Raw genomic sequence first — 23,594 nt, forward strand, 5'->3', positions numbered from 1 at the left:
GACGCTGCCAGCCCCAACAACTGGGTTCACGGTGGAAAGGTCGTTCCGCTGACTCGACTCCCGTGCGCGACGACTTCGTGTGAAACCCGAGGTCGAAGCATAGTGTTCCCTCATGACGACCGTCGTGGATCAGATCCTTAAGCACGTGTTCGACGCCTGTCAGGGCGACAAGTCCGGGAGCGTTGCCGACTACATCCCCGAGTTGGCGGACGTCACACCCGACGGCTTCGGCATTGCGCTCGCAACGAGCGACGGGTACGTCTACCAAGTCGGCGACACCGCAGTTCCGTTCACCATTCAGTCGATTTCCAAGCCGTTCACCTACGGGCTTGCGCTCGCCGATCGTGGCGAAATCGCTGTCGCCCAGAAAATCGACATCGAGCCGTCCGGCGAGCCGTTCAACGAAATCAGCCTCGATCCGATCACGGAGCGTCCTCGTAACCCCATGATCAATGCCGGCGCGATCACGTCGGCCTCCCTTGTCGCCGGCCCGTCGCCGGAAGCACGATTCGAGCGCATTCGGCGGGCCTACTCGCGGTATGCCGGCCGCGAACTGACGTTCAACACCGCCGTATACGAGTCCGAAGCTCGGACCGGAAACCGCAACAGGGCAATCGGATACATGCTTCGCTCGTTCGACATCATCGAGAGCGATCCTGACGCCGCAGTGGATTTGTACTTCCGACAGTGCTCGATCGACGTGACAGCTGCCGACCTCGCGATGATGGCTGCAACCATGGCCAACAACGGGTCGAACCCTCGGACCAGGGATCGCGCGCTGGCGCCTGCCCTCGTCGAGCGAGTGCTGAGCGTGATGACCACGTGCGGGATGTACGACGGTGCGGGCGATTGGGTCGCCCGCGTCGGAATGCCTGCGAAGAGTGGGGTGGGCGGCGGGGTTCTCGCGGTGCTACCCGGACAGATGGGTATTGCGGTCTACTCACCTCGGCTGGATCAACACGGAAACAGCGTCCGCGGTGTCGCGGCGTGTCGCGAGCTCTCGAAGAAGCTCGAACTGCACTTCCTGCACGTCACCCGAGCCGCCAGATCGGCAATTCGAGGCAAGTACACGGTCGGTGAGGCCCCGTCGCGGAAACGCCGGGGCGACGTCGAACAGGCCGCGCTCGCCCAGTTCGGTGCCCGGGCACGTGTGTACGAACTGCACGGGGACTTGTTGTTCTCCGGTGCCGAAACGGCGGTGCGCGAGATCGGCAACCTCGACGAGGAACTCGATGCCCTTGTCATCGATGTCCGTGGAGTGGACGAGGTCAGCGAGATCGCCCGGACGATGTTCGACAGTCTGCGCAGTCACCTGGCCGCCCGCGGATGTCGGGCCTCGCTCGTCGACCCCCGAGCAGTGATGGGGCAGACCACATCGAGCATCGATCCCGACGCGGTCGCCGGGCGCGTCTTCGGCGATCTGGGGGCTGCGATCCAGTGGGCGGAAGAGCTTCTCCTCGACCGCTACTGCGTCGGACCGCGTCAACCCGAAGTAATCGAGCCACAACAACATCCGGTCCTCAGCGGGCTGACCGAGCAGCAGTACGCACGAGTCGCGTCGGTTCTGACCATCAGACGCTATGCCCGCGGCGAGGTCGTTGTCGAAAGTGGCCAACCCGCGGCCGGATTGTTCCTCGTCCTTGCCGGACAGGTGTCCTCGACGTTCACCTCACCCGGCGGGTCTCGTCACCGCATTTCGACATTGTCGCCCGGTATGAGTTTCGGCGAGATGCCGCTGCTTGCGCAGACGCATTTCATTCTCGACTTCTGCGCCGACACGCCGTTGTCGGTGGCGGTGATATCGGTGCACGACTTCGAGTCGCTCACCGCGAACGCACCCGAGGTCAAGCTTCAGTTGCTGACTTCCTTGGCGACGGGCGCCTACATGCAGATGAACACCGCGATCAAATCCCTCGGGCAGTTCGACGTCGGGCGTTAAGACGACAGCGTCAGCATTGTCAGCACCTCGGTGGGCTGAGGTGATCCACCTGCCGGCTCGAGCGAGAACGCAAAGTTCGTCGATGCCCCCATACCGTCGATGACGGTTCCGTCACCGCCGGCGAGCTGATCTGGAGTCACCAGGCCGACCGATCTCGGCGTGCCGTCCACGAACCACATCTGGTAGTCCTGGCCGGCCGCAGGTTGGGGAACGCCGTCGAGTTCGACGACCACCGAATCCGATTCCCGCGAGTAGGAGACGGTTGCGGTTCCGCCGCCCGGGAAATCTGCCGTCGTCGTCCTGACATCCGGTGCCGCCGCGATCTGTTCGGCCGGGGTGGGAACCGGATCGTTGCCGAGGACCTGATTGGCGACGACGCCACCGCCGACTGCAACGACCACCACGGCCGCCGCAGCCATCATCATCGTTCGCCATCGGTTGCTTCGGCGATCCCGATGTCTCTTCAGACTCGACACGGTGGACGGTGCCGATGGAGTCACCTGCGTCGTACTGCGGATTCCTTCGAGCACACGAGCTTTCAGCTCGTCCGAAGGTTCGATGGCGTCCAGAACCGATACCAGTGCCAGCGTTTCCCGAATCTCGCTGACCGAGATGGTGAACTGGACACGAGAGGTGTAATCGACCGAATCGAGTTCCTGCTCGATCTCGGCGGCCTCGGCCGCGCTCAGAGCATCGAGGGCGTACACCTCTGCGGCGTCGAGCAACCGCTGTCGCGATGCCTCGCTCATGAGGGTGTCACCCCCAGACATGTCTTCAACTTGATCAACCCGTCCCGTATTCGCGATTTGATGGTCGGCACCGCCACACCGAGCCGTTCCGCCACCTCGCGGTAGGTCCAACCGCTGTAGTACGCCATTCGTACCGATTCGCGTTGCGTATCGGTCAGAGTGTCGAGACACGCGATCACGGCGTCGGACTCGAGTCGCTGCGTCACTGCCTCGAGCACTTCGTCGTGTTCGGGGGAATGGCTGATTGCCCCGTACGCGGCTTCACGATCGGTACCGGATTGTTCGGACCGCACACGGTCGACGGCGCGACGATGCGCCAGAGTCATGATCCAGGCAAGTGGACTTCCCTGGTTCGGGTCGTAGTTCGGAGCCGAGCTCCAGATCTGAAGGAAGACCTCCTGGGTCGTCTCCTCGCTGTATCCGGGGTCTCGCAGTACCCGAAGCACCATTCCGTAGACACGGGCGCTCGTAGCGTCGTACAACTCACCGAAAGCGCGCTGATCTCCGGAGGCGACTGCAGCCATCAACCGACGTAGCTTCTCGGCTTCGTCCGCGCGCAGATTTCGCAATTGGGCGCTCGGAACCGCGCACGCTGCGCCGTCCGATGCTGAGCCATCCGCACCAAGGGACACCGACGGGTCGACTTCTGAATCCGGCGTTCCCTCGTCCGGCGAGCCCGAATTCGGAGAGGCACTCACCGGAACAAGATCCCAACTGATTCGATTCTGATCACGTTCATTGATCAAGAGAGTAGTGCTCATGTGGCTCTCACACCGAAACCTCCGCGTTTTCCCGCCGCACAACATATTCGGTACACGCTGCGAAACGGATGGCCGAACGGGAAAATGAATTGCACCTCGCGTCCGCTTCGGACAATCTTGGAGGAATGGGACACATGCCTGCCATCGAGACATCGGGCCTGATCAAGCGGTTCGGCGACAACATCGCAGTGGACGGAATAGACCTCTCGGTACCGAGTGGTGGTGTATACGGCGTGCTCGGGCCGAACGGAGCAGGCAAGACCACCACCATCCGGATGCTCGCGACACTGCTCCCGATAGATGGCGGATCCGCGCGGGTACTCGGCCACGACGTGGTCACCGAGGCCGACCGAGTTCGAAGCAAGGTCTCGCTCACCGGCCAGTTCGCCTCGCTCGACGAGGACCTCACCGGCACCGAGAACCTCGTTCTTCTGGCCAGGTTGTACGGCTACTCCCGCCCGTCGGCACGCTCACGTGCCGACGAGCTTCTGAGCGCGTTCGGCATCGCCGACGCCGGCGGCCGTCAGGTCAAGACGTACTCCGGCGGTATGCGCCGTCGCATCGACATTGCAGCGAGCATCATCGTCACACCCGAACTGATCTTTCTCGACGAACCGACGACCGGGCTCGATCCACGAAGTCGAAATCAGGTGTGGGACATCGTTCGCGCCCTCGTCGCGGGCGGCACGACGGTGCTCCTGACGACCCAGTACCTCGACGAGGCAGACCAGCTTGCCGGGCGAATCGCCGTGATCGATCGAGGGAAGGTCATCGCAGAAGGAACCACGGGCGAGCTGAAGGCGTCCGTCGGTGCCGGATCGCTGCACGTGCGCGTCGTGGATCCGGGCAGGCGTGCCGACGCCGCCGCAATCCTTCGGACACTCCTCTCCGAATCGGTCACCGAAGAAGCCGACCCGGTAGCGCTGTCGGCACGTCTGGACCAGGCGTCTTCGGTGGCTGCCGCGCTTCCGGCATTCGAGGATGCGGGCATCGCCGTGGCGTCGTTCGCCATCGGACAACCGAGCCTCGACGAAGTGTTTCTCGCACTGACCGGGCACACCGCACAAGACGAAACGAACATCGAGACGGAGACAGCATCATGACCACCTCGTTGACCAAGGAAGCTGCTGCAACTGCCGCGGTCGCGGATGTACTCGTCAGCGGTGCATCGCGTCCCCCGAAGCCGAATGCCCTGTCAACCTCGCTCTCGTTCGGCTGGCGGGCACTGCTGAAGATCAAGCACGTCCCCGAGCAACTGTTCGACGTCACGATGTTTCCCATCATGTTCACCCTGTTGTTCACGTACCTCTTCGGTGGCGCGCTCGCAGGTTCGACGAGCGCATACATCCAGTTCCTGCTTCCCGGCATCCTGGTTCAAACCGTCGTGATGATCACGATGTACACCGGGGTGACCCTCAACAAGGACATCGAGAAGGGTGTGTTCGACCGCTTCCGGTCACTTCCGATCTGGCGACCGTCACCGCTGGTCGGCGCACTCCTCGGAGATGTGGTCCGCTACTCGCTGGCGTCGGTGATTGTGCTGGTCCTTGGCCTGGTCATCGGCTTCCGGCCCGACGGCGGCATCGTCGGTGTCGTGCTCTCGATCGCGTTGCTGCTCGTGTTCTCGTTCTGCCTCTCGTGGGTATGGACGATGATCGCCATGATCGTCCGCACCGAAGCAGCCGTCATGGGCGTGTCGATGTTCATATTGTTCCCACTGACCTTCGCCAGCAACATCTTCGTGGATCCTCAGACGATGCCCGGATGGCTGCGAGCATTCGTCGAAGTCAATCCGGTCAGCTTTCTCGTCACGTCGATCAGGTCGCTGATGGACGGCGATCCCGATGCCACGAAATTGGCTGTGACTGCGGCGATGTGCGCGGGATTCCTGGTCGTCTTCGGTCCGATCACGATGCGTCTGTACAACCGCAAGACCTGACAGGAGCCCTCGGCTAGCCTGCTTGCCTACCCGGCTGCCTACCCCGCGCTTGCGCGCGCTCGGTGTCTGCGGACTGCGTCTCGATTCGAACACACGGTTCCGCAGTAGCGCTGGCGGCCCGTGCGCGATACGTCCGCGAACACCTTCACGCAGTCCTCGGCTGCACATCTCCCGAGCCGGTTCATGCCGCGACCGGTCAAATGTAGGGCGGTGCCGACGCTGACCAACGCTCGAATGACCGATCCGAGTGGGATGTTCGGATCGCGATAGTGCATGTGCCAGCCATCACCGGCGTGATTGGTCAGCCTCGGATAGGCCGACGCGCGCGCGAGCAGGTCGTTGAGAATGTCCGCGCGTGCTTCGTCGGTCTCCGCGTCCACGACCCTCACCCACTCGGCGAGGAACGCCGCGGCTTCGGTCGAGTCGGCGTCGGTGGGGACGGTATCGACCACCAGTCCCCCGTCGATGCAACGGCGTCCCAATTCGGCGGCCGAGTTCGGCGGGAAATTGAACAGGTCCACGCCCAACTGCACCGCATATGTTCCGTAAGGGTTGATATGCACAAGACCATTACATCACAGTGGTGTTCATGAACGCGTACACAACCACGACACCCACCCACCACCACTGCTGGACGACGGCGAGCCACCACCGGACAAGCGAAGGAACGATCAGCTACCAGCACTGCTCATGCGGCGCGCAGCGAATTCTCGCACCCGCACAAGAAGCGAACCTTCTTGCAGTCGTGGAAGCCGGCTAGCGGACGAAACGCCCGATGCACTCGACATGGTGGCTGAGCGGAAACGCGTCGAACGCTCGAACGTCGTCGAGGTGAAATCCTGCGTCCGCGTACAGCTTCGCGTCTCGTGCGAACGAGGCAGGGTCACACCCGATGTGCACGATCCGCTCCGGGCCACGAGCGGCTACTGCTGCGACGACGTCTTTGCCAGCCCCGGCCCGCGGCGGATCCAGGACCACGACAGAGGGCGCGGGTAGTGCCTCGACACTGCGCTCGACCCGCCCCGGGGCGAACCGTACCTGCGGCAGATCATCGAGTGCCTGTGCACCATCGGTGGCGGCTCGGCGCGAGAACTCGACGCTCACGACTCGGCCGGTCGGCCCGACACCGTCGGCCAGACTGGCGGCGAACACCCCGACACCGCCGTACAGATCCCAGGCGACGTCGCCGTCCTTCGCATCCGACCACTCGGCTACCACATCGCTGTACACCTGTGCAGCACCTCGATGCGCCTGCCAGAATCCGGTGGAGTCGAGCGCCCATTCACGGCCCGAGACGAACTCGTGCGCGCGTCCACTACCGATCACGGCCTTCTCGGCTCTCGGCTGCGCCGAGGCTGCACGACGTGCGGATGCGCCACGCCGTCCAGGGGATCGACGACCGGTGCGTGACAACGCTGCAGGAGCGATTTCGACGACGTGTCGATCGCCGGCACCATCGACGGTGACGGTCAGCTCCGAGCCCGGTCGCCACTGCGCGTCACCGAGACCGTCGTACGAACCAGCAACAGCCTGGGGGCACGCCAATTCGGGCAGGATCGTCGAGCTTCGATACCGGTGGAATCCAGCTCGACCTGCGCCGTCCACCGCTAGCCGAACCCTGCTGCGCCAGCCGGTTCCGTCTGCGGTGAGCGGAAGTTCCTCCACACTCACCTCGCGGTCGATGCCGGCGACCCTGCGCAGTTGCTCCTGCACCACGGCGGACTTCATCGCCCGACCCGCAGCAATGGTCGTGTGCGAGTAGTCACAGCAGCCGGATCCGCCGGGGCCCGAAATCGGACACAACGGTTCGATGCGGTCCGTAGATCCCGTCACAATGTCGACGGCGTCCGCTCGGCAGAACGAACCTCCACGGTCTTCGGTCACCTTGGCGCGCACGACCTCCCCGGGCAATCCGTGTCGGACGAATATCACACGACCTTCGTGCCGAGCTACACAGAACCCTCCGTGGCCAGGGGAGCCGAGTGTCACCTCGAAGGTCTGACCGAACCAACTCTCGCTCATGGTCATCTTCCCGATGGGGGCTCGTAGCCTCGACGCGAGGCACCTGGTGCGTTCTCGATCGATTCGCGGCGCGCCTTTTCCGAGGACCGAAGCTGCCATGGAACAGAAGTCACCATCACGCCGGGCTGGAACAGCAGCCGACTCTTCAACCTCAGTGCGCTCTGATTGTGCAGGATCTGCTCCCACCAGTGACCGACGACATACTCGGGGATGAACACCGTCACCACGTCGCGCGGCGAGTCACGCCTGACCCGCTTGACGTAGTCCAGCACCGGTTTGGTGATCTCGCGGTACGGCGACTCCACCACCTTGAGCGGAACAGAGACGTCACTGGCCTCCCACTCCCGCACCAGAGCCCTGGTATCGGCCTCGTCGACGTTGACTGTGATGGCCTCCAATGTGTCGGGACGAGTGGCACGTGCATAGGCGAGCGCGCGCAGAGTCGGCATGTGCAGTTTGGACACCAGCACGATCGAGTGAGTTCGACTCGGCAACACACCGTCCCACTCTTCGTTCTCGAGTTCACGTGCCACCGTGTCGTAGTGCTTCCTGATCATCCGCATCATCACGAAGATCGCAATCATCGCCACGATCGCGATCCATGCACCGGCCGCGAACTTGGTGATCAGCACTATCACGAGCACCGTGGCGGTCATCGCGAGCCCGATACTGTTGACGATCCTGGAACGGAACATTCGACGCCGCGATTCCGGATCCTGCTCGGTACGCAGCAGGCGAGTCCAGTGCCGAATCATGCCTGTCTGGCTGAGTGTGAACGAGACGAACACACCCACGATGTAGAGCTGAATGAGCTTGGTCACCTCGGCTCCGAACACCACGACGAACGCGATGGCAGCACCGGACAGAAAGAGAATCCCGTTGCTGAACGCGAGCCGGTCACCGCGCGTGTGCAACTGACGGGGCAAGTAGCGATCCTGTGCAAGTACCGATCCGAGTACCGGAAATCCGTTGAACGCCGTATTCGCGGCCAGCACGAGGATCAACGCAGTGACGATCGTGATGAAGAAGAAGCCGATCGGGAAACCGGAGAACACCGCGTCGGCAAGCTGCGCGATCAGCGTCTTCTGCTGGTACCCATCCGGTGCGCCGACCAATTGTTCGGCCGGATCCATCGCGTACTTGATGCCGATCTTCTGGGCGAGAAGGATGATGCCCATCAGCAACGTGATGCCGATGACTCCCAGAAGAAGCAGCGTGGTTGCGGCATTGCGAGACTTCGGTTTGCGGAACGCGGGCACGCCGTTGCTGATCGCTTCCACTCCGGTCAGGGCGGCGCAGCCCGAGGAGAACGCGCGAGCAACGAGGAATGCGAACGCGATTCCGTACAGATGAGAGTCCTCCTCCACCAGCTCGAACGACGAGGATTCCGCTTGCAGATCCTCGCCGAACACGTAGACCCGCAACAGTCCCCACGCAAGCATGAGCACCATCCCGATCATGAACGCGTAGGTCGGAATCGCGAAGGCGGCGCCCGATTCCCGGATACCGCGCAGGTTGATCGCAGTGATGAGAACGATCGCGACCACTGCGAACGCGACCTTGTGTTCCGCGACGAGAGGGAGTGCCGAGCCGATGTTCGACGCGGCGGCCGAAATCGACACCGCAACGGTGAGCACGTAGTCGACGAGCAGTGCGCTCCCGACGGTCAAGCCTGCGGTCGGACCGAGGTTGACCGTGGCCACCTCGTAGTCGCCACCGCCCGACGGATACGCGTGGACGTTCTGTCGGTAGCTGGCAACGACGACGGCCATGACTACGCAGACGGCAAGACCGATCCAGGGAGTGAAGGCGTAGGCCGAGATCCCCGCCACAGACAGCACCAGGAAGATTTCCTCCGGCGCGTAGGCGACCGAGGACATGGCGTCCGAGGCGAAGACGGGAAGTGCGATGCGCTTCGGTAGGAGCGTGTGACCTAGCTTGTCACTGCGGAAAGGTCTACCTAGCACGAGCCGCTTGGCGGCGGTCGAGAGCTTGGACACGGTGAAAGCGTAGGCGCTCGTACTCCAGCCGGAACACCGGAGCGTCGAAACGCGCCGAACGCTCTCGATTCGCGTTCCGATATGCCCGATTCGACATCGCCACCGAGATCCACCGCTCGATAACCGGGCGGCGGCCCGATACGGTTGGTGTCCGTAACTCTCGCCACCTCTCGAACGCCGGGAGAAACGATCCGAATGGAGCTGGACCTGTGTACGTAGTGGTGATGGGGTGCGGCCGTGTCGGTGCATCGCTGGCAGGCGCTCTCGCACGGATCGGTCACGAGGTCGCCATCATCGATCGGGACGAAACTGCGTTCCTACGCCTCGACCCGTCGTTCGACGGTCATCGCGTGGTCGGGATGGGCTTCGACCGGGATGTTCTCGTCAAGGCAGGGATCGAGAGGGCCGAGGCATTCGCTGCGGTGTCCTCCGGCGACAACTCGAACATCATCGCTGCGCGAGTGGCCCGCGAGACGTTCGGAGTCGAGAAGGTCGTCGCTCGCATCTACGACGCGAAGCGAGCGGCAGTCTACGAACGGTTGGGAATACCGACCGTCGCGACGGTTCCCTGGGCCACGGACCGTTTCCTGCACAATCTGCTGCGTGAGGATCCGACTACCAAATGGCGCGATCCGTCCGGCAGCGTCGCAGTCGTCTTGCTCGACATCCACGAAGGATGGATCGGGAAGAAGTTGTCGCTGCTCGAGGAGTCGACACATTCGCGCGCTGCGTTCCTGATCCGCTTCGGAACCGGACTGCTGCCGGACAAGAAGACGGTGATCCAGTCCGACGACGAGATCTACGTCGCCGCGGTGTCGGGCACCGTCGCCGAAGCCGTTGCGCTCGCATCGAATCCGCCACCCTCCGATGACTGATCGCCACTCCGAACCTCACAGAGACGGGATTTCATGAGAGTCGCAATCGCCGGCGCGGGAGCCGTCGGGAGATCCATTGCCCGAGAACTGATTCGCAACGATCACTCGGTGATGTTGCTCGAGCGCAAACTCGATCATGTCGATCGAGATGCGATCCCCGAAGCCGAGTGGATCCTCGCCGACGCGTGCGAACTTTCCTTGCTGGAAGCCTCGAACCTCGAGACCTACGACGTAGTCATCGCCGCGACCGGTGACGACAAAGCCAATTTGGTGCTCAGCTTGTTGGCCAAGACCGAGTTCGGGGTCAACCGAGTAGTGGCCCGCGTGAACGATCCGCGAAACGAGTGGCTGTTCGACTTGTCGTGGGGCGTCGATGTAGCCGTGTCGACACCGCGCATGCTCGCATCTCTCGTGGAGGAAGCAGTGTCCGTCGGCGACCTCGTCCATCTCATGACGTTCCGCAAGGGAGGGGCCAACCTCGTCGAAGTGACCCTTCCCGAGAACACACCACTCGCAGGTAAACCGGTCCGCAAACTGTCACTCCCGCGGGACGCTGCGCTCGTGACGATCCTGCGCGGGGGACGGGTCATCGTGCCGCAGCAGGACGATCCGCTCGAGGGCGGGGACGAGTTGTTGTTCGTGGCATCGGTGGAAGTCGAGGGCGAACTACGCGCGGCGGTGGGTCTGCAATGACCACATCCAGCGACTCGGCCCAGGTCCGTGACAACCCCGAGCACGCTCGGTACGAGATCCTCGCAGGACAACAGATCGCCGGGATCGAGAAGTACTCACGAGACGGTGACGTCGTGACGTTTCTGCACACCGAGATCTACCCCCAGTTCGAGGGACTCGGTTACGCGAGCATGCTGGTGAGTGCAGCACTCGATGACCTACGCCGCAAGGGATTACGCGTGCGACCGGAGTGTCGCTACGTGGTGGGCTTCCTCACGAAGCATCCCGAGTACCAGGATTTGGTGGCGTGAGTTCCACGTCGGTCGACGACGCCTCGGCGAGGGCGCGGTCGGCTCGACGAACGGCCCAGAACGTCACCAGCAGGGCGACTCCCGTCAGTGGCCAGCCCATGCCGATACGCGCGACGGCGAGCCATCCTGTCTGATCCGCGTCGTAGAGTTGCGACTGGACGAGGTACCGGGCGCCGAAGACCACCGCCCACGCGAACGTGGCGATGTCGTACGACGCAACCGCGCTGCGATTGCTCCGCCACGACGATCCGGCGCTGTTCAGATACCCCCAGGCAACGCCGACGAGTGGCCACCTGGCGATCATCGAGACGACGAACACCCCGGCGTACGCGAGCGAGGTATAGATGCCGAAGAGAAAGTAGCCTTTTGCGTCACCCGTGCGATACGCGATGAACGCGCAGATTCCGACACCGAAGAACCCTGAGATCGCGGGCTGAATCGGTGCACGCTGCACGAGCCGCCACACCATCACACCGAGCGCTACGGCCAACGCCGACCAAATCGCGGCGGTGAGGTTCCAGAAGCTGTTGACAGGTACGAAAGCCAGGACGGGCAGCGTCGACGCCACCAGACCGGTCAGCCCGCCGAGCTGCTCCAGGATGGTCTGTTTGCGGTCCTCGACGTTCTCGCCTTCACTGTCTGTCACACCCACGAGAGTGCCACATCGCCCGGTACGGCCCGCGGAAGGGCGTCAGGAATCGTCGCGGAGTTCGTAGTACGGGTTGTAGACGATCTTGCGACCGTCTCGTTCGCCGACGCGACCACGGATCAGCACAGTCTTCCCGGGCTCGATACCCGCGATCTTCCGTCGACCGATCCACACCAGCGTCACGGGATCGGTGCCGTCGAAGAACTCTGCTTCGATGTTCGCGTTGGCGGCTTTCGAACACGCATCGACGCTGCGAAGCCGGCCTAGCATAGTGACTTCATCGCCGCGGGAGCAGTCACAGGCGCGCTTCGCACCGGACGCTTCGGACGACTCGGCCATTTCTTGGGCGTCGAGTTCCTCGACGTCCTCGGTCAACTTCCGCGTCAGCTTGCGGAAGTATCCTGCGGCGGCGGGTGCCATTGCGCGCTCCTGGAGCATTTACGACGGGTTGTGCCACCTCGATGGCGTGTACTTCCGCCACTGTAGACCTGCTGATCGCGTACGGCCAACCGCACCGTTCGGGCTCCCCCCGAGGACGATTTCACCGGGTGCAAGTGCACAATGATCGGAATGAGAGAATGGCCCTCACACGCCGTTGTGCTGCCTGGCACGGGGAGCGATGCGCAGTTCGCTGCGGAAGCGTTCGCGCCGGCTTTGGCCGCAGTCGGGACGTCCACCGAGGCGATCGAACCCGATCCGACCGATGTCGTTGCATCGTACGAAGCAGCTCTCGACGCTGCTGCTTGCGAACACGGCCCGATCATCATCGGCGGAATCTCGATCGGCGCTGCCGTCGCGGTGGCGTGGGCGTCACGTAACCCCGGCCGGGCGTACGCAATCCTTGCGGCGCTTCCGCCTTGGATCGGTCCACCGGGCGACGCTCCGGCGGCGGCCAGCGCGCGGTACACCTCGCGACGACTGGTCGACGAGGGGCTGGCGGCCACCACTGCCGAGATGGTCGCATCGACTCCGACATGGCTGGCCGAGACGCTTACGCGGTCATGGCGGGCGCAATGGCCTGACCTACCTGCGGCGTTGCTCGAGGCATCTGCGTATACGGCACCGGATAGAGAAGTACTGGCCCGGTTGCGCGTGCCGACAGCGATCGTGGCGGCCGTGGACGATCCGGTTCACCCGTACGACGTGGCGCGAATCTGGCACGCAGACATAGCCGGGTCCTCGTTGTCGACCGTGACCCTCGCGGACATCGGCGCCGACCCGGGGATAATCGGAGCGCGCGCCGTCAGTGCACTGTCGGCCTCGCTCGAACGGTAGGACTCCCCCGTCCCCAGCCCTCTGCGTGTCAGCCGCCGAGTTGTTGCATTGCCGAGCCCGACGAGCCTCGACGTGGGCCCTCGGTGGGTCCGACAGGCGCGGGCGAAGCCGGAGGCGGCTGGGCGTTGGATCGAGCAGCCTGCTCTGCCTGCTGTTGTTGCGCGGCTGCCAGCTGAGCGGTCAGTGCGGCGGGAAGGACGACGGGAAGCGGTGTACGCACCGGATGCGGATCGGTGCCGCGGTCGACGACGGTTTGCGACAGCACGTCCCGAGCGATCTTCACGAGCGGAGAGTCGTTGTTCACGTTCCCTGCTGGACCGGCGAGCACGCAGCGGACCATCCACCGGTATCCGTCCACTCCGATGAAGCGCAGATCTGCATTCGCGGTGACACCGAGTAGCTCTCGTCCCCACGGACCGGTCTCGATCGAGACGTCGGACTTGTCGTTGCGGAGCGATTCTGCAAGATCCGCAGCGACTTCACGCCACTGACCAGGAGACTTGGGGGCCGCATACGCTGCAATGGTGATCCGGCCGTATTGCGTGACGACGTGCACCGCTTGCGGGGCGCCCGCCTGCGTCATCTCGACCTGAAGCTGTCCGCCCGCCGGCAGCGGCACCAGCACCGACCCGAGGTCCAGTCGAGTCTCGGCGAGCGCGTCTCGCTCCTCGTCGAGTTCGCCAAGATCGAACGGTCCCTGGTCGGGATCGAGTCCCCCGGGTGCCGCGTCATCCTCGGAAGCACTGTCCTCGGAGATGTCGGGGGTTTCGTCGGCGACGAACCCACCCTCCGTCTCGTCGGGAAGGCCAGAGCTTTTCTTGCGACGTCCGAACATGATCAGTTCTTTCCTTCTGGAATCGGGGTGTGCGCCAAGCTTGCGTGACCGCCGCTCGAACCGTATCCACCACTGCCTCGCGCTGTTTCGTCCAGCGAGTCCACCTCGAGAAACGTCACCAGCTCGACCTTCTGGACCACGAGCTGCGCGATGCGATCGCCGCGTACCAGGTCGATCGTCTCCCGGGGGTCCAGATTGATCAGGCAGACCTTGATCTCGCCGCGGTAGCCGGCGTCGATGGTCCCCGGCGAGTTCACTATGGACAGACCGGACCGCGCTGCCAACCCGGAGCGCGGATGAACGAGGCCGACGGTGCCGAGAGGGAGCGCCACGGCGATACCGGTTCCGACTACCATCCGCTCCCCCGGCGCGATGGACGCATCGGCAGTGACGTGCAGATCGACGCCTGCGTCGCCCTCGTGCGCGCGCTGCGGCAGAGGTAAGTCCGGGTCCAGCCGCGTCACCCGAACCTGTTGAGGCACGGACATGCCGTGGTCAATGGTGGAATCGTCTCTCACGTGCTCCGAGACTACGCTGCCCGACCCGTCGCAGGAGTGGAGCCTAGTCACGCGTCCCCGGGGAAAGGTTAGGCTGGAGGACGTGCCACAGGACTCACACCGCGATCTCGAATCCGACGCCCCGACGAGCGACGGGGCCAGGGACGACCTTGTCCATTCGGAGAAATTGTGGGTGCCGCTCTGGTGGTGGCCCGCAGGTCTTGCAGTGGGAGCCCTCCTCGCAGCCGAAGTGCACATGGGCGCACCCGGGTTGCGCGCCTGGCTTCCGTACGTGCTCCTCCTACCATTTCCGATCTGGGCTCTGTACTGGCTCAGTCGAATGACGGTCGAGGTCTCTCGCGACGGGTCTGGCGTAGGCGAACTGCGCGTCGGACAGGCGCACCTGCCCTTGGACGTGATTGCGACGGCAGCCGTCGTTCCCGCGACAGCAAAAAGTGCGGCGTTGGGAAGGCAGCTCGATCCCCTTGCCTTCGTACAACACCGCACCTGGGTCAAACAAATGGTTCTGATAGTTCTCGACGATCCCGACGACCCCACCCCCTACTGGTTGGTCAGCACCCAGCGGCCGGAAGATCTGGTCGCTGCCCTGGCTCGGCCCACCCCCGGAGATCACGCCTGAGCGGTCTCGGCCTCACCTTCGTTCGGACGAACACTTCCCGGTCGATCACACCGCTGCGTAGATTACGCAGCGCAGTCGCGGCAGATGAGTACGCCGCTCGCATCGCTTGCCAGTCGACTGCGGTGATGGACCAGGAAACAGCTGGAGCACGTGAACTCGTCCGCCTGCTTGGGGACAACACGGACCGATAGTTCTTCCCCGGACAAATCTGCGCCCGGAAGCTCGAACGACTCTGCCGTGTCCGACTCGTCCACGTCGACCACAGCGGACTGCGCCTCGTTGCGGCGTGCCTTCAGCTCCTCGAGCGAATCTTCCGACACATCATCGGACTCTGTTCTTCTCGGTGCGTCGTAGTCGGTTGCCATTGTTCTTTCGTACCCCTTGTTCTAGTGCATGTATTTGGTGAAAACGTCGTGCACTCGTGCCGGCGAGTTCGTCGGCCGCGGGGATCGCGCCTCATGCTGTCTTCACCGTCTCGTGTTCTGATCCGGTTCGTCTCTCCAACGGACGACAGTGATGCAAGGTGCCCGAGAAACTACCCGGGTAATGCCCGAACGATCGAGGTTGAAACCCGATCGAGACCTCACCTTTCTGTGCCGTCCACCACGGATTCGCTTCACTTTCGAAACCACCGGGGCCGCCAGACAATAGCCGAACCGCGTGACTTTGGCGAAACCGAATCGCCGAACGGTTCTCTTTTCGCCTGACAACCCCGTTGAACACCATCGACCCGCCAGACATTCCATGCCTGTGCAGCGACCTTCGTTCCGAAGCCAACTACAGTGAGCACGCACGCCGAGCCCGTTGCTCGAACGTCGGCGCGCACATGAAGATCCAGCGAAGGAAAGGCGTGTCCACACCGTGGTTTCACTGATCACCGAGGGCGACTCTGTCGACGATCGCGGCCGTCCTTTTCGGCGGAGGCGTGTGCTTCCGATCATGATCGTGCTTCTTGCGTTGGCGCTTCTCGGTGTCTTCACCTGGGTCCGGGTGTTCACCTCCGACGAAGCAGTGACTGCCACAGTCGAATGCAACGAGCCCTCCACGGCACCGTCGAGCGACGGAACGGTCCCCGCGCCCCTCGGCGAACGAGTCGATCGCTCTGCACTGCTCGATGTCGAACCCGCCGCTCTCTCGGCGACCAAGGTGCGAGTGTTCAACGCAAACGGCGAGCGCGGGCAGGCCGCCACGGTCGCAGCGGATCTGAGCGAATACGGTTTCGCGAGCGCGCCGGATGTGCAGGTCGGAAACGATCCGGTGTACCTCGATCAGAACATGCAGTGCCAGGGTCAGATCAGGTTCGGCGCAAACGGCCTTGCCGCGGCCAGCGCCGTGTGGCTGGCAGCTCCGTGCGCCGAACTGATCCAGGACGGCCGCGGCGACGACACCGTAGACCTGGCGTTGGGTACGTACTTCCAGAGTCTGCAGCCCAATACCGACGCCGAGTCCGTACTTCAGTCGCTGGCGGGTGTGACGCAAGGTTCAGCCCCCGCCCCACTCGACATCGAACTCCTCGAGGCTGCGCGCAGCGCACGCTGCTGACAATCGCCTCAGTCGATCGGGATGGCGTCGAGCGCGCCGATCGACTCGAGGCACTCGAGGAATTGACGTTCGATGCCCGGCGCGACCGCGACCGTGATCGAACCACCTGCTGTTGTCGAAGTCGGGCTCGGAAGCACGACAGCGGCCCCGGCTTCTTCGGCGACGAGAGATCCTGCGGCCCAATCCCATGGACTGAGACCGTGTTCGAAGTGTGCGTCGACGGCACCGGACGCGACCATGCACAGGTCGAGCGCTGCTGATCCGACACGCCGGATGTCGCGTATTCGAGGGAGCAATTCGGCGATGATCCGCCCCTGAGCAGTGCGTCGTGACGCGCCGTATCCGAACCCGGTAGCAACGAGCGCAAGTGCGAGTTCGGATACCGGATTACAGGTGAGTTCGACCGCGGGGCCGTCGGATCGGGTCATGGTGGCGCCCTCCCCGCGAGCCGCGCTGTACGTGACATCCCGAGCAACATCGACGACGACTCCGGCAACGCTGACACCGTCCACCTGAGCGGCCACCGAGACCGAGTACGCGGGGAGTCCATACAGGAAGTTGACCGTGCCGTCGATCGGATCGAGCACCCATCGAATTCCTCGCACCGATTCCGTCTGCCCGCCGCCTTCTTCGCCGAGGATCAGGTCGTCGGGACGCCGTTCGGCGAGCAGCGTGCGAAGCAGTTGTTCCGTCTCCGTATCGACGATGGTGACGGGGTCCGTGGGCGTGCTCTTCGTCTGGACCGGTGTCGACGAAGTGGCAGACGCCCCACGCACGTCGCCACCGAACACTTCGGGCCGACGGGTTCGCACGTGTGCCGCCGCGATTCGTGCGACTTCGCGGGCGATCTCCAGAAGTTCTCGATTGCTCGGGTGGGAGGCGTCGTCTGGTTTCGGCACGTGCACCATCGGATCACAGGTCGGGGCGTGCGCACCACTCGAACGATTCGTGTTCCGTTCATGGCCCTACCGATTCCGCGTACGGGCACTATTCTTTGGGAGCACGGTACTCACCGAGGACGGGCATTCGTGCGTACGAGGAAGTTCCACGACATCAGGAGCGCACGCCACATGACACAGGCAGTTACGGAATCGACGCCGACGGACTCACGGCAACGCCAGGGATTCGGCGTCGATGTGGGCGGCAGCGGCATCAAGGGCGGAATCGTGGATCTGGTGACCGGCGAACTCGTCGGCGACCGATACAAGATCGAGACTCCACAGCCATCGACTCCCGACTCCGTGGCGGCAGTGGTAGCAGAGATCACAGCATACTTCGACTGGACCGGACCGGTCGGTGTCACGCTGCCCGCCGTCGTCACCGGAGGGATCGCCCGGTCGGCGGCCAACATCGACAAGTCGTGGATCGACACCGACGCCAAGGCTCTGTTCTCCTCCGCACTCGGACACTCCAACGTCACTGTCCTGAACGACGCCGACGCGGCGGGCGTCGCCGAGGATCGCTACGGCGCGGGCAAGGACAAGAGCGGGGTCGTGGTCCTCCTCACGTTCGGAACCGGCATCGGTTCGGCCCTACTGCACAACGGTGTACTTCTGCCCAATACCGAGTTCGGCCACCTCGAAGTCGACGGCATGGAAGCGGAGCATCGGGCCGCGTCCTCGGTGAAAGAGAACAAGGGCCTGTCCTACAAGGAATGGGCCAAGGAGGTGTCGAAGGTACTTCAGACGTTCGAGGCGCTTCTGTGGCCCGATCTTTTCATCGCCGGAGGCGGAATCAGCCGAAAGAGCGAAAAGTGGATTCCGCACCTGACCAACAGAACACCGGTGGTCGCAGCCACATTGTTGAACGCCGCGGGCATCGTCGGCGCTGCCCTGGCGGCCGACACAGCAGCCCATACGGACCAGGCTCGGTAACAAAGTCTCGACGGGTCGTTACAATGGTTGATGCCGGTCTGCACGCCGGCACAATCGACAAGACCTCTCCGCCGGAAACCACTCTGGCGTGACGCCGCACGACACCGTCACGAAAGGGCGTACGTGGCAGCCACCGATATCCGTCAGACCGTAGATTCAGCAACAGAGTCTGCGTCCCCTGCACCTGCTGCGGAGGCACCGAACGGCACGATCCGAGAGGTCGACGCCGCTCCGGCGGCTAAGACCACCGCACCGGCGAAGAAAGCAGCGCCGAAGAAGGCTCCCGCAAAACGAGCGGCATCCAAGAAGGCACCCGCGAAGAAGGCTACGGCCAAGAAGGCTGCCGACGGGTCTCCCGCGGCAGAGGGCGACGAGGATGTCCCCGGCATCGATGAGATCGACATCTCGGACGGCGACATCGCCGCTGCGGCCAACGACGTAGTCGAGGTCGTAGCCGCTGGTGACGACACCGAGGACGACGCAACTTCCGAACCCACCGCCGAGGACAAAGCATCGGGCGATTTCGTCTGGGACGAAGAAGAGTCCGAGGCTCTACGTCAGGCTCGCAAAGACGCCGAGCTCACCGCGTCGGCCGACTCCGTTCGCGCGTACCTCAAGCAGATCGGCAAGGTCGCACTGCTCAATGCCGAGGAGGAGGTCGAGCTTGCCAAGCGCATCGAGGCCGGCCTGTTCGCCACGGAGAAGATGCGTGAGTTCGCCGAAAAGGGTGAGAAGCTCCCAGTAGCTGCACGACGCGACTTCACCTGGATCTGCCGCGACGGCAACCGCGCGAAGAACCACCTGCTCGAAGCCAACCTCCGCCTCGTCGTATCGCTCGCAAAGCGCTACACCGGGCGTGGAATGGCCTTCCTGGATCTGATTCAGGAAGGAAACCTCGGCCTGATTCGCGCGGTCGAAAAGTTCGACTACACCAAGGGTTACAAGTTCTCGACGTATGCGACGTGGTGGATTCGCCAGGCAATCACGCGTGCGATGGCCGACCAGGCGCGGACCATCCGCATCCCGGTCCACATGGTCGAGGTCATCAACAAGCTCGGCCGCATCCAACGTGAACTCCTTCAGGATTTGGGCCGTGAGCCCACGCCGGAAGAGCTCGCGAAGGAAATGGACATCACCCCTGAAAAGGTGTTGGAAATCCAGCAGTACGCTCGCGAGCCGATCTCGCTCGATCAGACGATCGGCGACGAGGGCGACAGCCAGCTCGGCGACTTCATCGAGGACTCCGAGGCCGTGGTCGCTGTCGACGCGGTGTCCTTCACCCTGCTGCAGGATCAACTGCAGTCAGTGCTCGAGACCCTGTCCGAGCGGGAGGCAGGCGTGGTTCGATTGCGGTTCGGCCTCACCGACGGACAGCCGCGGACGCTGGATGAGATCGGGCAGGTCTACGGCGTGACGCGCGAGCGCATTCGTCAGATCGAATCCAAGACCATGTCCAAACTTCGTCACCCGTCGCGTTCGCAGGTTCTGCGCGACTACCTCGACTAGTAGTCACGCACACCGGTCCGTAGAACATCGAAGAGCCGTCGCTGTCCAAGCGGCGGCTCTTCGTGTGCCCGGGTGCACCTCATCCCTTCGGCTGACGAACTGAGGGGACCGATGTGCTGTGATGGTTGGGTGCGCCGGTGGTCCGACCTATCTGCAGAATCACGGGACCTTCTCGTCGTCGCCGCACAGTTCGCCTTCTGCTGCGCCCTGTATGCGACGAACATCTACCGATTCGTGCCCGATCGGGTGGACGTGCCGCTGTGGGGGCGCATCGCTGTGCTCGCGCTGCTCTGCGCGTGTTCCCTCCTCCGCCGGCGTGCGCCGGTCATGGCGCTCGGCCTGGCGGTCGTTCCATTCGGCCTCGATCTGATGCTCGGCGCGACACTGCCCGTGTGGCTGATCGTCTCGGACCTCGTCTATTGCGTGGCGCTCTACGGCACCGATCGCCAATCGATCGGCATCCTGCGTCTGAGCGCAGCAGTGTCCGTGCTCACGTGTGGGCTGGTGTACGCGGTCACGGGCGAGGGGCAGGAAGTGATCGTCACGATCGGCGCTGCAGCTGCGTTCCTCGGAACTCCACTGTGGTGGGCGCGGAGCGTGCGACAACACAAGCAGATCGCGCGCACCGAATTCGAGAGGGCAGAAGCAGCCACCGTCATTGCCGAACTTGATCGGCGCGCCGCCGTCGAGGCCGAACGCGCCCGCATGGCACGCGATCTTCACGACGTGGTCGCCGGACACTTGTCTGCCATAGCGATTCAGTCCGCAGCCGCGTTGCGGATCGTCGAGACGCGTGACGGCAGGCCAGTTGGAATCGGTGGACCCGGCGTTCACGACATCGTGACGTCGATTCGCGCCAACAGCATCGACGCATTGACCGAGATGCGCTCGATGATCGGCCTTCTCCGCGGCGACGGTGCAGAGGACGAGCCTCTCTCACCAGGTCGTGTCGAGGAGCTGCACCGACTCGTCACGTCGGCGCGGGCAAGCGGTACCGACGTGCACATCGACGGCGATTTTACACCTGGTGCTCACCGCACAACTGTCCTACCGGCCGCGGTGGACCACGCCGCGTATCGCATCGTGCAGGAGGCGTTGACCAACGCAGTCGTGCACGCCCCCGGCGCCGCGACCGGCGTGGACATCAGGTGTGACGGCGATGCACTCACCATCGTGATCACCAACGACATGACGCCGACGGATTCGGACCATCCTGGAAGGGTCGACGGTCGTACAGGGACGGGGCTTGCCAACATGAGACAGCGCGCGGAACTACTCGGGGGCATGCTGCACGCGGGTTGCGAGGGCGACCGGTGGTGCGTGAAAGCAGTTCTGCCTGTAGAGAAGAGCACCGCCCGATGATTCGAGTGCTGATCGCCGATGATCATGCGGCCATTCGATCGGGGCTGAAGACGATCGTCGAGTCGGCGACGGGCTTCACCGTCGTCGGCGAGGCGGCCGACGGCTACGAAGCTGTCGATCTCGCTGCGCACCGCACTCCCGACGTCGTACTCATGGACATTCGAATGCCTGGCCTCGACGGAATCGAAGCAACGACCAGGATCATCGCCGGTCGATTCGCTCGCGTCCTCGTGCTGACGACATTCGACATCGACGACTACGTTTTCCGTGCGCTCCAAGCGGGTGCGTCCGGGTTCGTCCTCAAGTCGGTATCAGCAGAGAACCTCCTTGACGCGATCTCGGCGGTACATGCCGGCGACGGGGTGTTGGCTCCGCAGGTGACGCGGACGCTGATCGACGCCTTCGCGTCCGGCAGTCATTCGCCGGCCATCGAGGCACCGCAGGGGTTGACCGATCTTACCGACCGGGAGCGAGACGTACTTCGGTGTCTCGGCGACGGATTGTCGAATGCGCGGATTGCGCGACAGCTCTTCATCGGCGAGACGACGGTCAAGACGCACGTATCGAGAATTCTGGCGAAGCTCGGCGCGGACTCACGAGTGCAAGCCGCGATTGTGGCTCGGTCGCTGCCGGCTGCGACCGAGCCCGGCCATCACAGTTCTGGCGCAACGAATTCTCCGTTCGCATCCGGTACATAGCGCACGACCGTCGTGACGGCTGCCATCGGCAACGGCCCGTACAGGTGTGGGAACAACATCGATTGGGGATCGCCCGGTACACCCGGCTCCCACCGCACGGGGGCGCCGAGGCGACTCGGGTCGAGGACCAGGAGCACCAGGTCGTCGCGACCTGCGAACAGCCGATTCGCCGGAAGATGAACCTGTGTGGGTGTGGACAGGTGCACGAATCCGGTGTCGGCGAGAGAAGCCGGGCGCAGTTCGGGCGAGGTTCGGGCAGCATGCCAGTCGTCGGCGGCGCAGATGTGCAGCAGTGTGTCGGTGGATTCGGTCACGAGAACGATTCTGTCAGTGCAGGTCAGGCCAGCGCAGGTCAGTGCGGCGGCAATTCCTCGGTACTGACGGCACGTTCGCGGGCTGAGCTACCGCCGATCACGACCGCCGCAACGACCGCAACGATTCCCGCTCCCTCGGCGACGGTGGGCAGTTGCGAAAGCACAACGGCTCCTACGACTGTCGCTGTAGTAGGAAGTAGCGCCAGGAGCAGGGCGAAGCGTGCTCGCCCGATCCTGACCAATACGACCTGGTCCAAGACGTAGGGCACGACGCTGGACAGCAATCCGACCCCGAGGCCGAGCATCCACACCCGCGGCTCGAGGAACACGTCCGCATCCGTCCACAGAACGGGTCCGAGCAGAGCGGGAGCAAGGATGACGGTGGCGCCCGCCATACCGACCGCGAGATCATCGATTCCATTGCCTGCGTCCGCAACCCGCTTGCCCACCAATATGTAGACCGCCCAGAGGCCGGCTGATGCCAGGGCAAACCCCACACCTGGTAGTCCTACCGAACTCCCGTCGAGTTGAGCACTGGCAATCGCGAGCACGCCCAGAATCACCAGACCGAGCGCAATCGTGTCGCGAATGCGCTTCGACCCGGCTGCCGCGACAGCGACCGGACCGAGAAATTCGATCGCAACAGCTGCTCCCAATGGAATGCGGGCTATCGCCTCGTAGAACATGACGTTCATCCCGACTGTGGCCAGCCCGAACAGTGTGGCGATCATCACTTTTCGGCCCGTCCATCGACCTGCGCCGGGCGGACGTCTCCACGGTCGTCGCCACGCGAGCAGCACGACCGCCGCGCCCAGTGCTCGAAGCCAGGCAACTGCCGCCGGATCCAGGGTGTCGAACAGAAACACTCCGATTGCCGCGCCGACGTATTGACACAGACCACCCACCACGAACAGCGCCGGAATACCGAATTGGGCACCTACCCCGGCCGTCGCCACGCCTCGTGTCACCGTTCGACAGTAGACGGCGAGTACGACACGCCCGGAATCAGCTCTAAGCGAACAGATCTTGACCGTGGATGTGCGGCCAGCAGGTTCTCTTGTGTTTCGTGTTAGTGACAACACAAAGAAACGTCTACGGGAACAACGCGTGACTGCCAATCGTCTGAAAGAGTGT

The 23,594-nt window shown here is 63.6% G+C and carries 27 protein-coding genes; 14 read left to right on the forward strand and 13 right to left on the reverse strand.

The annotated features are described in order from the left end of the window. Positions 1–112 precede the first annotated feature (112 nt). The gene (gene glsA, locus ACODSO_RS19715) at positions 113–1,939 is read left to right on the forward strand and encodes a glutaminase A (RefSeq protein WP_489038460.1); all 1,827 of its coding nucleotides are present in this window, start codon (positions 113–115) and stop codon (positions 1,937–1,939) included. On the opposite strand, the gene ACODSO_RS19720 is transcribed toward glsA, so the two are convergent. Together ACODSO_RS19720 and ACODSO_RS19725 are read right to left on the reverse strand one after the other, a co-directional pair. Beyond that, complete coding sequence (locus tag ACODSO_RS19720; RefSeq protein WP_489038461.1) at positions 1,936–2,688, reverse strand: anti-sigma factor; 753 nt, start codon at positions 2,686–2,688, stop codon at positions 1,936–1,938. The genes glsA and ACODSO_RS19720 overlap by 4 nt on opposite strands. Then, positions 2,685–3,449 carry a sigma-70 family RNA polymerase sigma factor gene (locus ACODSO_RS19725; RefSeq protein WP_068375934.1) on the reverse strand — a complete coding sequence of 255 codons (765 nt, stop codon included), beginning with the start codon at positions 3,447–3,449 and terminating at the stop codon, positions 2,685–2,687. The genes ACODSO_RS19720 and ACODSO_RS19725 overlap by 4 nt, the downstream gene beginning before the upstream one ends. A gap of 125 nt (positions 3,450–3,574) precedes the next feature. On the opposite strand from ACODSO_RS19725, the gene ACODSO_RS19730 reads away from it, so the two are divergent. Then, on the forward strand, positions 3,575–4,552 hold the full coding sequence (locus ACODSO_RS19730; protein ID WP_068375941.1) for an ATP-binding cassette domain-containing protein: 978 nt from the start codon (positions 3,575–3,577) through the stop codon (positions 4,550–4,552). Continuing rightward, positions 4,549–5,388: an ABC transporter permease gene (locus ACODSO_RS19735; protein WP_489038463.1), complete on the forward strand. Its 840-nt coding sequence runs from the start codon at positions 4,549–4,551 to the stop codon at positions 5,386–5,388. Before ACODSO_RS19730 ends, ACODSO_RS19735 begins: the two co-directional genes overlap by 4 nt. 38 nt (positions 5,389–5,426) lie before the next feature. On the opposite strand, the gene ACODSO_RS19740 is transcribed toward ACODSO_RS19735, so the two are convergent. After that, positions 5,427–5,951: a CGNR zinc finger domain-containing protein gene (locus ACODSO_RS19740; protein WP_068375929.1), complete on the reverse strand. Its 525-nt coding sequence runs from the start codon at positions 5,949–5,951 to the stop codon at positions 5,427–5,429. A 26-nt stretch (positions 5,952–5,977) separates the two neighbouring features. On the opposite strand from ACODSO_RS19740, the gene ACODSO_RS19745 reads away from it, so the two are divergent. Next, on the forward strand, positions 5,978–6,148 hold the full coding sequence (locus ACODSO_RS19745; RefSeq protein WP_197480823.1) for a hypothetical protein: 171 nt from the start codon (positions 5,978–5,980) through the stop codon (positions 6,146–6,148). Here ACODSO_RS19745 and ACODSO_RS19750 read toward each other — a convergent pair. Together ACODSO_RS19750 and ACODSO_RS19755 are read right to left on the reverse strand one after the other, a co-directional pair. Continuing rightward, the gene (locus ACODSO_RS19750) at positions 6,145–7,410 is read right to left on the reverse strand and encodes a class I SAM-dependent RNA methyltransferase (protein ID WP_489038464.1); all 1,266 of its coding nucleotides are present in this window, start codon (positions 7,408–7,410) and stop codon (positions 6,145–6,147) included. The genes ACODSO_RS19745 and ACODSO_RS19750 overlap by 4 nt on opposite strands. A gap of 2 nt (positions 7,411–7,412) precedes the next feature. Next, on the reverse strand, positions 7,413–9,410 hold the full coding sequence (locus ACODSO_RS19755) for an APC family permease (RefSeq protein WP_489038465.1): 1,998 nt from the start codon (positions 9,408–9,410) through the stop codon (positions 7,413–7,415). Positions 9,411–9,619: 209 nt separating this feature from the next. Here ACODSO_RS19755 and ACODSO_RS19760 point away from each other — a divergent pair, with 209 nt between their 5' ends. From ACODSO_RS19760 to ACODSO_RS19770, 3 genes are read left to right on the forward strand one after another with little or no spacing between them, the layout of a single operon-like run. Continuing rightward, entirely contained in the window at positions 9,620–10,285 is a 666-nt protein-coding gene (locus ACODSO_RS19760) for a potassium channel family protein (protein WP_489038466.1), read from the forward strand. Between the two features lie 33 nt (positions 10,286–10,318). After that, positions 10,319–10,978 (forward strand): potassium channel family protein, encoded by a 660-nt coding sequence (locus ACODSO_RS19765; RefSeq protein WP_068375920.1) that lies wholly within the window; start codon positions 10,319–10,321, stop codon positions 10,976–10,978. Beyond that, positions 10,975–11,268, forward strand: a complete 294-nt coding sequence (locus ACODSO_RS19770; RefSeq protein ID WP_489038467.1) for a GNAT family N-acetyltransferase — start codon at positions 10,975–10,977, stop codon at positions 11,266–11,268. The genes ACODSO_RS19765 and ACODSO_RS19770 overlap by 4 nt, the downstream gene beginning before the upstream one ends. On the opposite strand, the gene ACODSO_RS19775 is transcribed toward ACODSO_RS19770, so the two are convergent. Then, entirely contained in the window at positions 11,231–11,914 is a 684-nt protein-coding gene (locus ACODSO_RS19775) for a DUF3159 domain-containing protein (protein ID WP_197480822.1), read from the reverse strand. The two genes, ACODSO_RS19770 and ACODSO_RS19775, sit on opposite strands and share 38 nt — an antisense overlap. A 45-nt stretch (positions 11,915–11,959) precedes the next feature. Beyond that, on the reverse strand, positions 11,960–12,337 hold the full coding sequence (locus ACODSO_RS19780) for an OB-fold nucleic acid binding domain-containing protein (RefSeq protein WP_068375927.1): 378 nt from the start codon (positions 12,335–12,337) through the stop codon (positions 11,960–11,962). Positions 12,338–12,487: 150 nt separating this feature from the next. Here ACODSO_RS19780 and ACODSO_RS19785 point away from each other — a divergent pair, with 150 nt between their 5' ends. After that, positions 12,488–13,192, forward strand: a complete 705-nt coding sequence (locus ACODSO_RS19785) for an alpha/beta fold hydrolase (protein WP_068375924.1) — start codon at positions 12,488–12,490, stop codon at positions 13,190–13,192. A gap of 28 nt (positions 13,193–13,220) precedes the next feature. Here the strand turns inward: ACODSO_RS19785 and ACODSO_RS19790 are convergent, their stop codons facing one another. Both ACODSO_RS19790 and dut read right to left on the reverse strand, forming a co-directional pair. After that, on the reverse strand, positions 13,221–14,027 hold the full coding sequence (locus tag ACODSO_RS19790) for a DUF3710 domain-containing protein (protein WP_068375914.1): 807 nt from the start codon (positions 14,025–14,027) through the stop codon (positions 13,221–13,223). A 2-nt stretch (positions 14,028–14,029) separates the two neighbouring features. Continuing rightward, positions 14,030–14,515, reverse strand: a complete 486-nt coding sequence (dut, locus tag ACODSO_RS19795; RefSeq protein WP_068375912.1) for a dUTP diphosphatase — start codon at positions 14,513–14,515, stop codon at positions 14,030–14,032. A gap of 196 nt (positions 14,516–14,711) precedes the next feature. Here dut and ACODSO_RS19800 point away from each other — a divergent pair, with 196 nt between their 5' ends. Further along, on the forward strand, positions 14,712–15,164 hold the full coding sequence (locus tag ACODSO_RS19800) for a DUF3093 domain-containing protein (RefSeq protein ID WP_068375923.1): 453 nt from the start codon (positions 14,712–14,714) through the stop codon (positions 15,162–15,164). Positions 15,165–15,226: 62 nt separating this feature from the next. On the opposite strand, the gene ACODSO_RS19805 is transcribed toward ACODSO_RS19800, so the two are convergent. Beyond that, entirely contained in the window at positions 15,227–15,529 is a 303-nt protein-coding gene (locus ACODSO_RS19805) for a DUF4193 domain-containing protein (RefSeq protein ID WP_068375910.1), read from the reverse strand. Positions 15,530–16,025: 496 nt separating this feature from the next. Here ACODSO_RS19805 and cei point away from each other — a divergent pair, with 496 nt between their 5' ends. Then, the gene (cei, locus tag ACODSO_RS19810) at positions 16,026–16,706 is read left to right on the forward strand and encodes an envelope integrity protein Cei (RefSeq protein ID WP_068375908.1); all 681 of its coding nucleotides are present in this window, start codon (positions 16,026–16,028) and stop codon (positions 16,704–16,706) included. Between the two features lie 8 nt (positions 16,707–16,714). Here the strand turns inward: cei and ACODSO_RS19815 are convergent, their stop codons facing one another. After that, positions 16,715–17,614: an inositol monophosphatase family protein gene (locus tag ACODSO_RS19815; RefSeq protein WP_068375906.1), complete on the reverse strand. Its 900-nt coding sequence runs from the start codon at positions 17,612–17,614 to the stop codon at positions 16,715–16,717. Positions 17,615–17,776: 162 nt separating this feature from the next. Here ACODSO_RS19815 and ppgK point away from each other — a divergent pair, with 162 nt between their 5' ends. The 4 genes from ppgK (at position 17,777) to ACODSO_RS19835 (ending at position 22,146) form a co-directional block, all read left to right on the forward strand. Beyond that, complete coding sequence (gene ppgK, locus ACODSO_RS19820) at positions 17,777–18,580, forward strand: polyphosphate--glucose phosphotransferase (protein ID WP_489038468.1); 804 nt, start codon at positions 17,777–17,779, stop codon at positions 18,578–18,580. Between the two features lie 123 nt (positions 18,581–18,703). After that, a complete protein-coding gene (locus tag ACODSO_RS19825; protein WP_068375896.1) occupies positions 18,704–20,086 on the forward strand; it encodes an RNA polymerase sigma factor in 1,383 nt (460 codons plus the stop codon). Between the two features lie 129 nt (positions 20,087–20,215). Beyond that, on the forward strand, positions 20,216–21,448 hold the full coding sequence (locus ACODSO_RS19830; RefSeq protein ID WP_082897877.1) for a sensor histidine kinase: 1,233 nt from the start codon (positions 20,216–20,218) through the stop codon (positions 21,446–21,448). Then, on the forward strand, positions 21,445–22,146 hold the full coding sequence (locus tag ACODSO_RS19835; RefSeq protein WP_082897876.1) for a response regulator: 702 nt from the start codon (positions 21,445–21,447) through the stop codon (positions 22,144–22,146). Before ACODSO_RS19830 ends, ACODSO_RS19835 begins: the two co-directional genes overlap by 4 nt. Here the strand turns inward: ACODSO_RS19835 and ACODSO_RS19840 are convergent. Next, positions 22,101–22,460, reverse strand: a complete 360-nt coding sequence (locus ACODSO_RS19840) for a DUF952 domain-containing protein (protein ID WP_068375893.1) — start codon at positions 22,458–22,460, stop codon at positions 22,101–22,103. The two genes, ACODSO_RS19835 and ACODSO_RS19840, sit on opposite strands and share 46 nt — an antisense overlap. Before the next feature lie 38 nt (positions 22,461–22,498). After that, positions 22,499–23,428: an EamA family transporter gene (locus ACODSO_RS19845; protein ID WP_489038469.1), complete on the reverse strand. Its 930-nt coding sequence runs from the start codon at positions 23,426–23,428 to the stop codon at positions 22,499–22,501. Between the last annotated feature and the right edge of the window lie 166 nt (positions 23,429–23,594).

The organism is Rhodococcus sp. FG69 (assembly GCF_057808915.1).

Coding starts and splice junctions, on each gene's coding strand:
- glsA (WP_489038460.1), top strand. CDS start 113: ATGACGACCGTCGTGGATCAGATCCTTAAGCACGTGTTCGACGCCTGT.
- ACODSO_RS19720 (WP_489038461.1), bottom strand. CDS start 2,688: ATGAGCGAGGCATCGCGACAGCGGTTGCTCGACGCCGCAGAGGTGTAC.
- ACODSO_RS19725 (WP_068375934.1), bottom strand. CDS start 3,449: ATGAGCACTACTCTCTTGATCAATGAACGTGATCAGAATCGAATCAGT.
- ACODSO_RS19730 (WP_068375941.1), top strand. CDS start 3,575: ATGGGACACATGCCTGCCATCGAGACATCGGGCCTGATCAAGCGGTTC.
- ACODSO_RS19735 (WP_489038463.1), top strand. CDS start 4,549: ATGACCACCTCGTTGACCAAGGAAGCTGCTGCAACTGCCGCGGTCGCG.
- ACODSO_RS19745 (WP_197480823.1), top strand. CDS start 5,978: ATGAACGCGTACACAACCACGACACCCACCCACCACCACTGCTGGACG.
- ACODSO_RS19750 (WP_489038464.1), bottom strand. CDS start 7,410: ATGAGCGAGAGTTGGTTCGGTCAGACCTTCGAGGTGACACTCGGCTCC.
- ACODSO_RS19765 (WP_068375920.1), top strand. CDS start 10,319: ATGAGAGTCGCAATCGCCGGCGCGGGAGCCGTCGGGAGATCCATTGCC.
- ACODSO_RS19770 (WP_489038467.1), top strand. CDS start 10,975: ATGACCACATCCAGCGACTCGGCCCAGGTCCGTGACAACCCCGAGCAC.
- ACODSO_RS19780 (WP_068375927.1), bottom strand. CDS start 12,337: ATGGCACCCGCCGCCGCAGGATACTTCCGCAAGCTGACGCGGAAGTTG.
- ACODSO_RS19785 (WP_068375924.1), top strand. CDS start 12,488: ATGAGAGAATGGCCCTCACACGCCGTTGTGCTGCCTGGCACGGGGAGC.
- ACODSO_RS19790 (WP_068375914.1), bottom strand. CDS start 14,027: ATGTTCGGACGTCGCAAGAAAAGCTCTGGCCTTCCCGACGAGACGGAG.
- dut (WP_068375912.1), bottom strand. CDS start 14,515: ATGTCCGTGCCTCAACAGGTTCGGGTGACGCGGCTGGACCCGGACTTA.
- ACODSO_RS19805 (WP_068375910.1), bottom strand. CDS start 15,529: ATGGCAACCGACTACGACGCACCGAGAAGAACAGAGTCCGATGATGTG.
- ACODSO_RS19815 (WP_068375906.1), bottom strand. CDS start 17,614: ATGGTGCACGTGCCGAAACCAGACGACGCCTCCCACCCGAGCAATCGA.
- ppgK (WP_489038468.1), top strand. CDS start 17,777: ATGACACAGGCAGTTACGGAATCGACGCCGACGGACTCACGGCAACGC.
- ACODSO_RS19835 (WP_082897876.1), top strand. CDS start 21,445: ATGATTCGAGTGCTGATCGCCGATGATCATGCGGCCATTCGATCGGGG.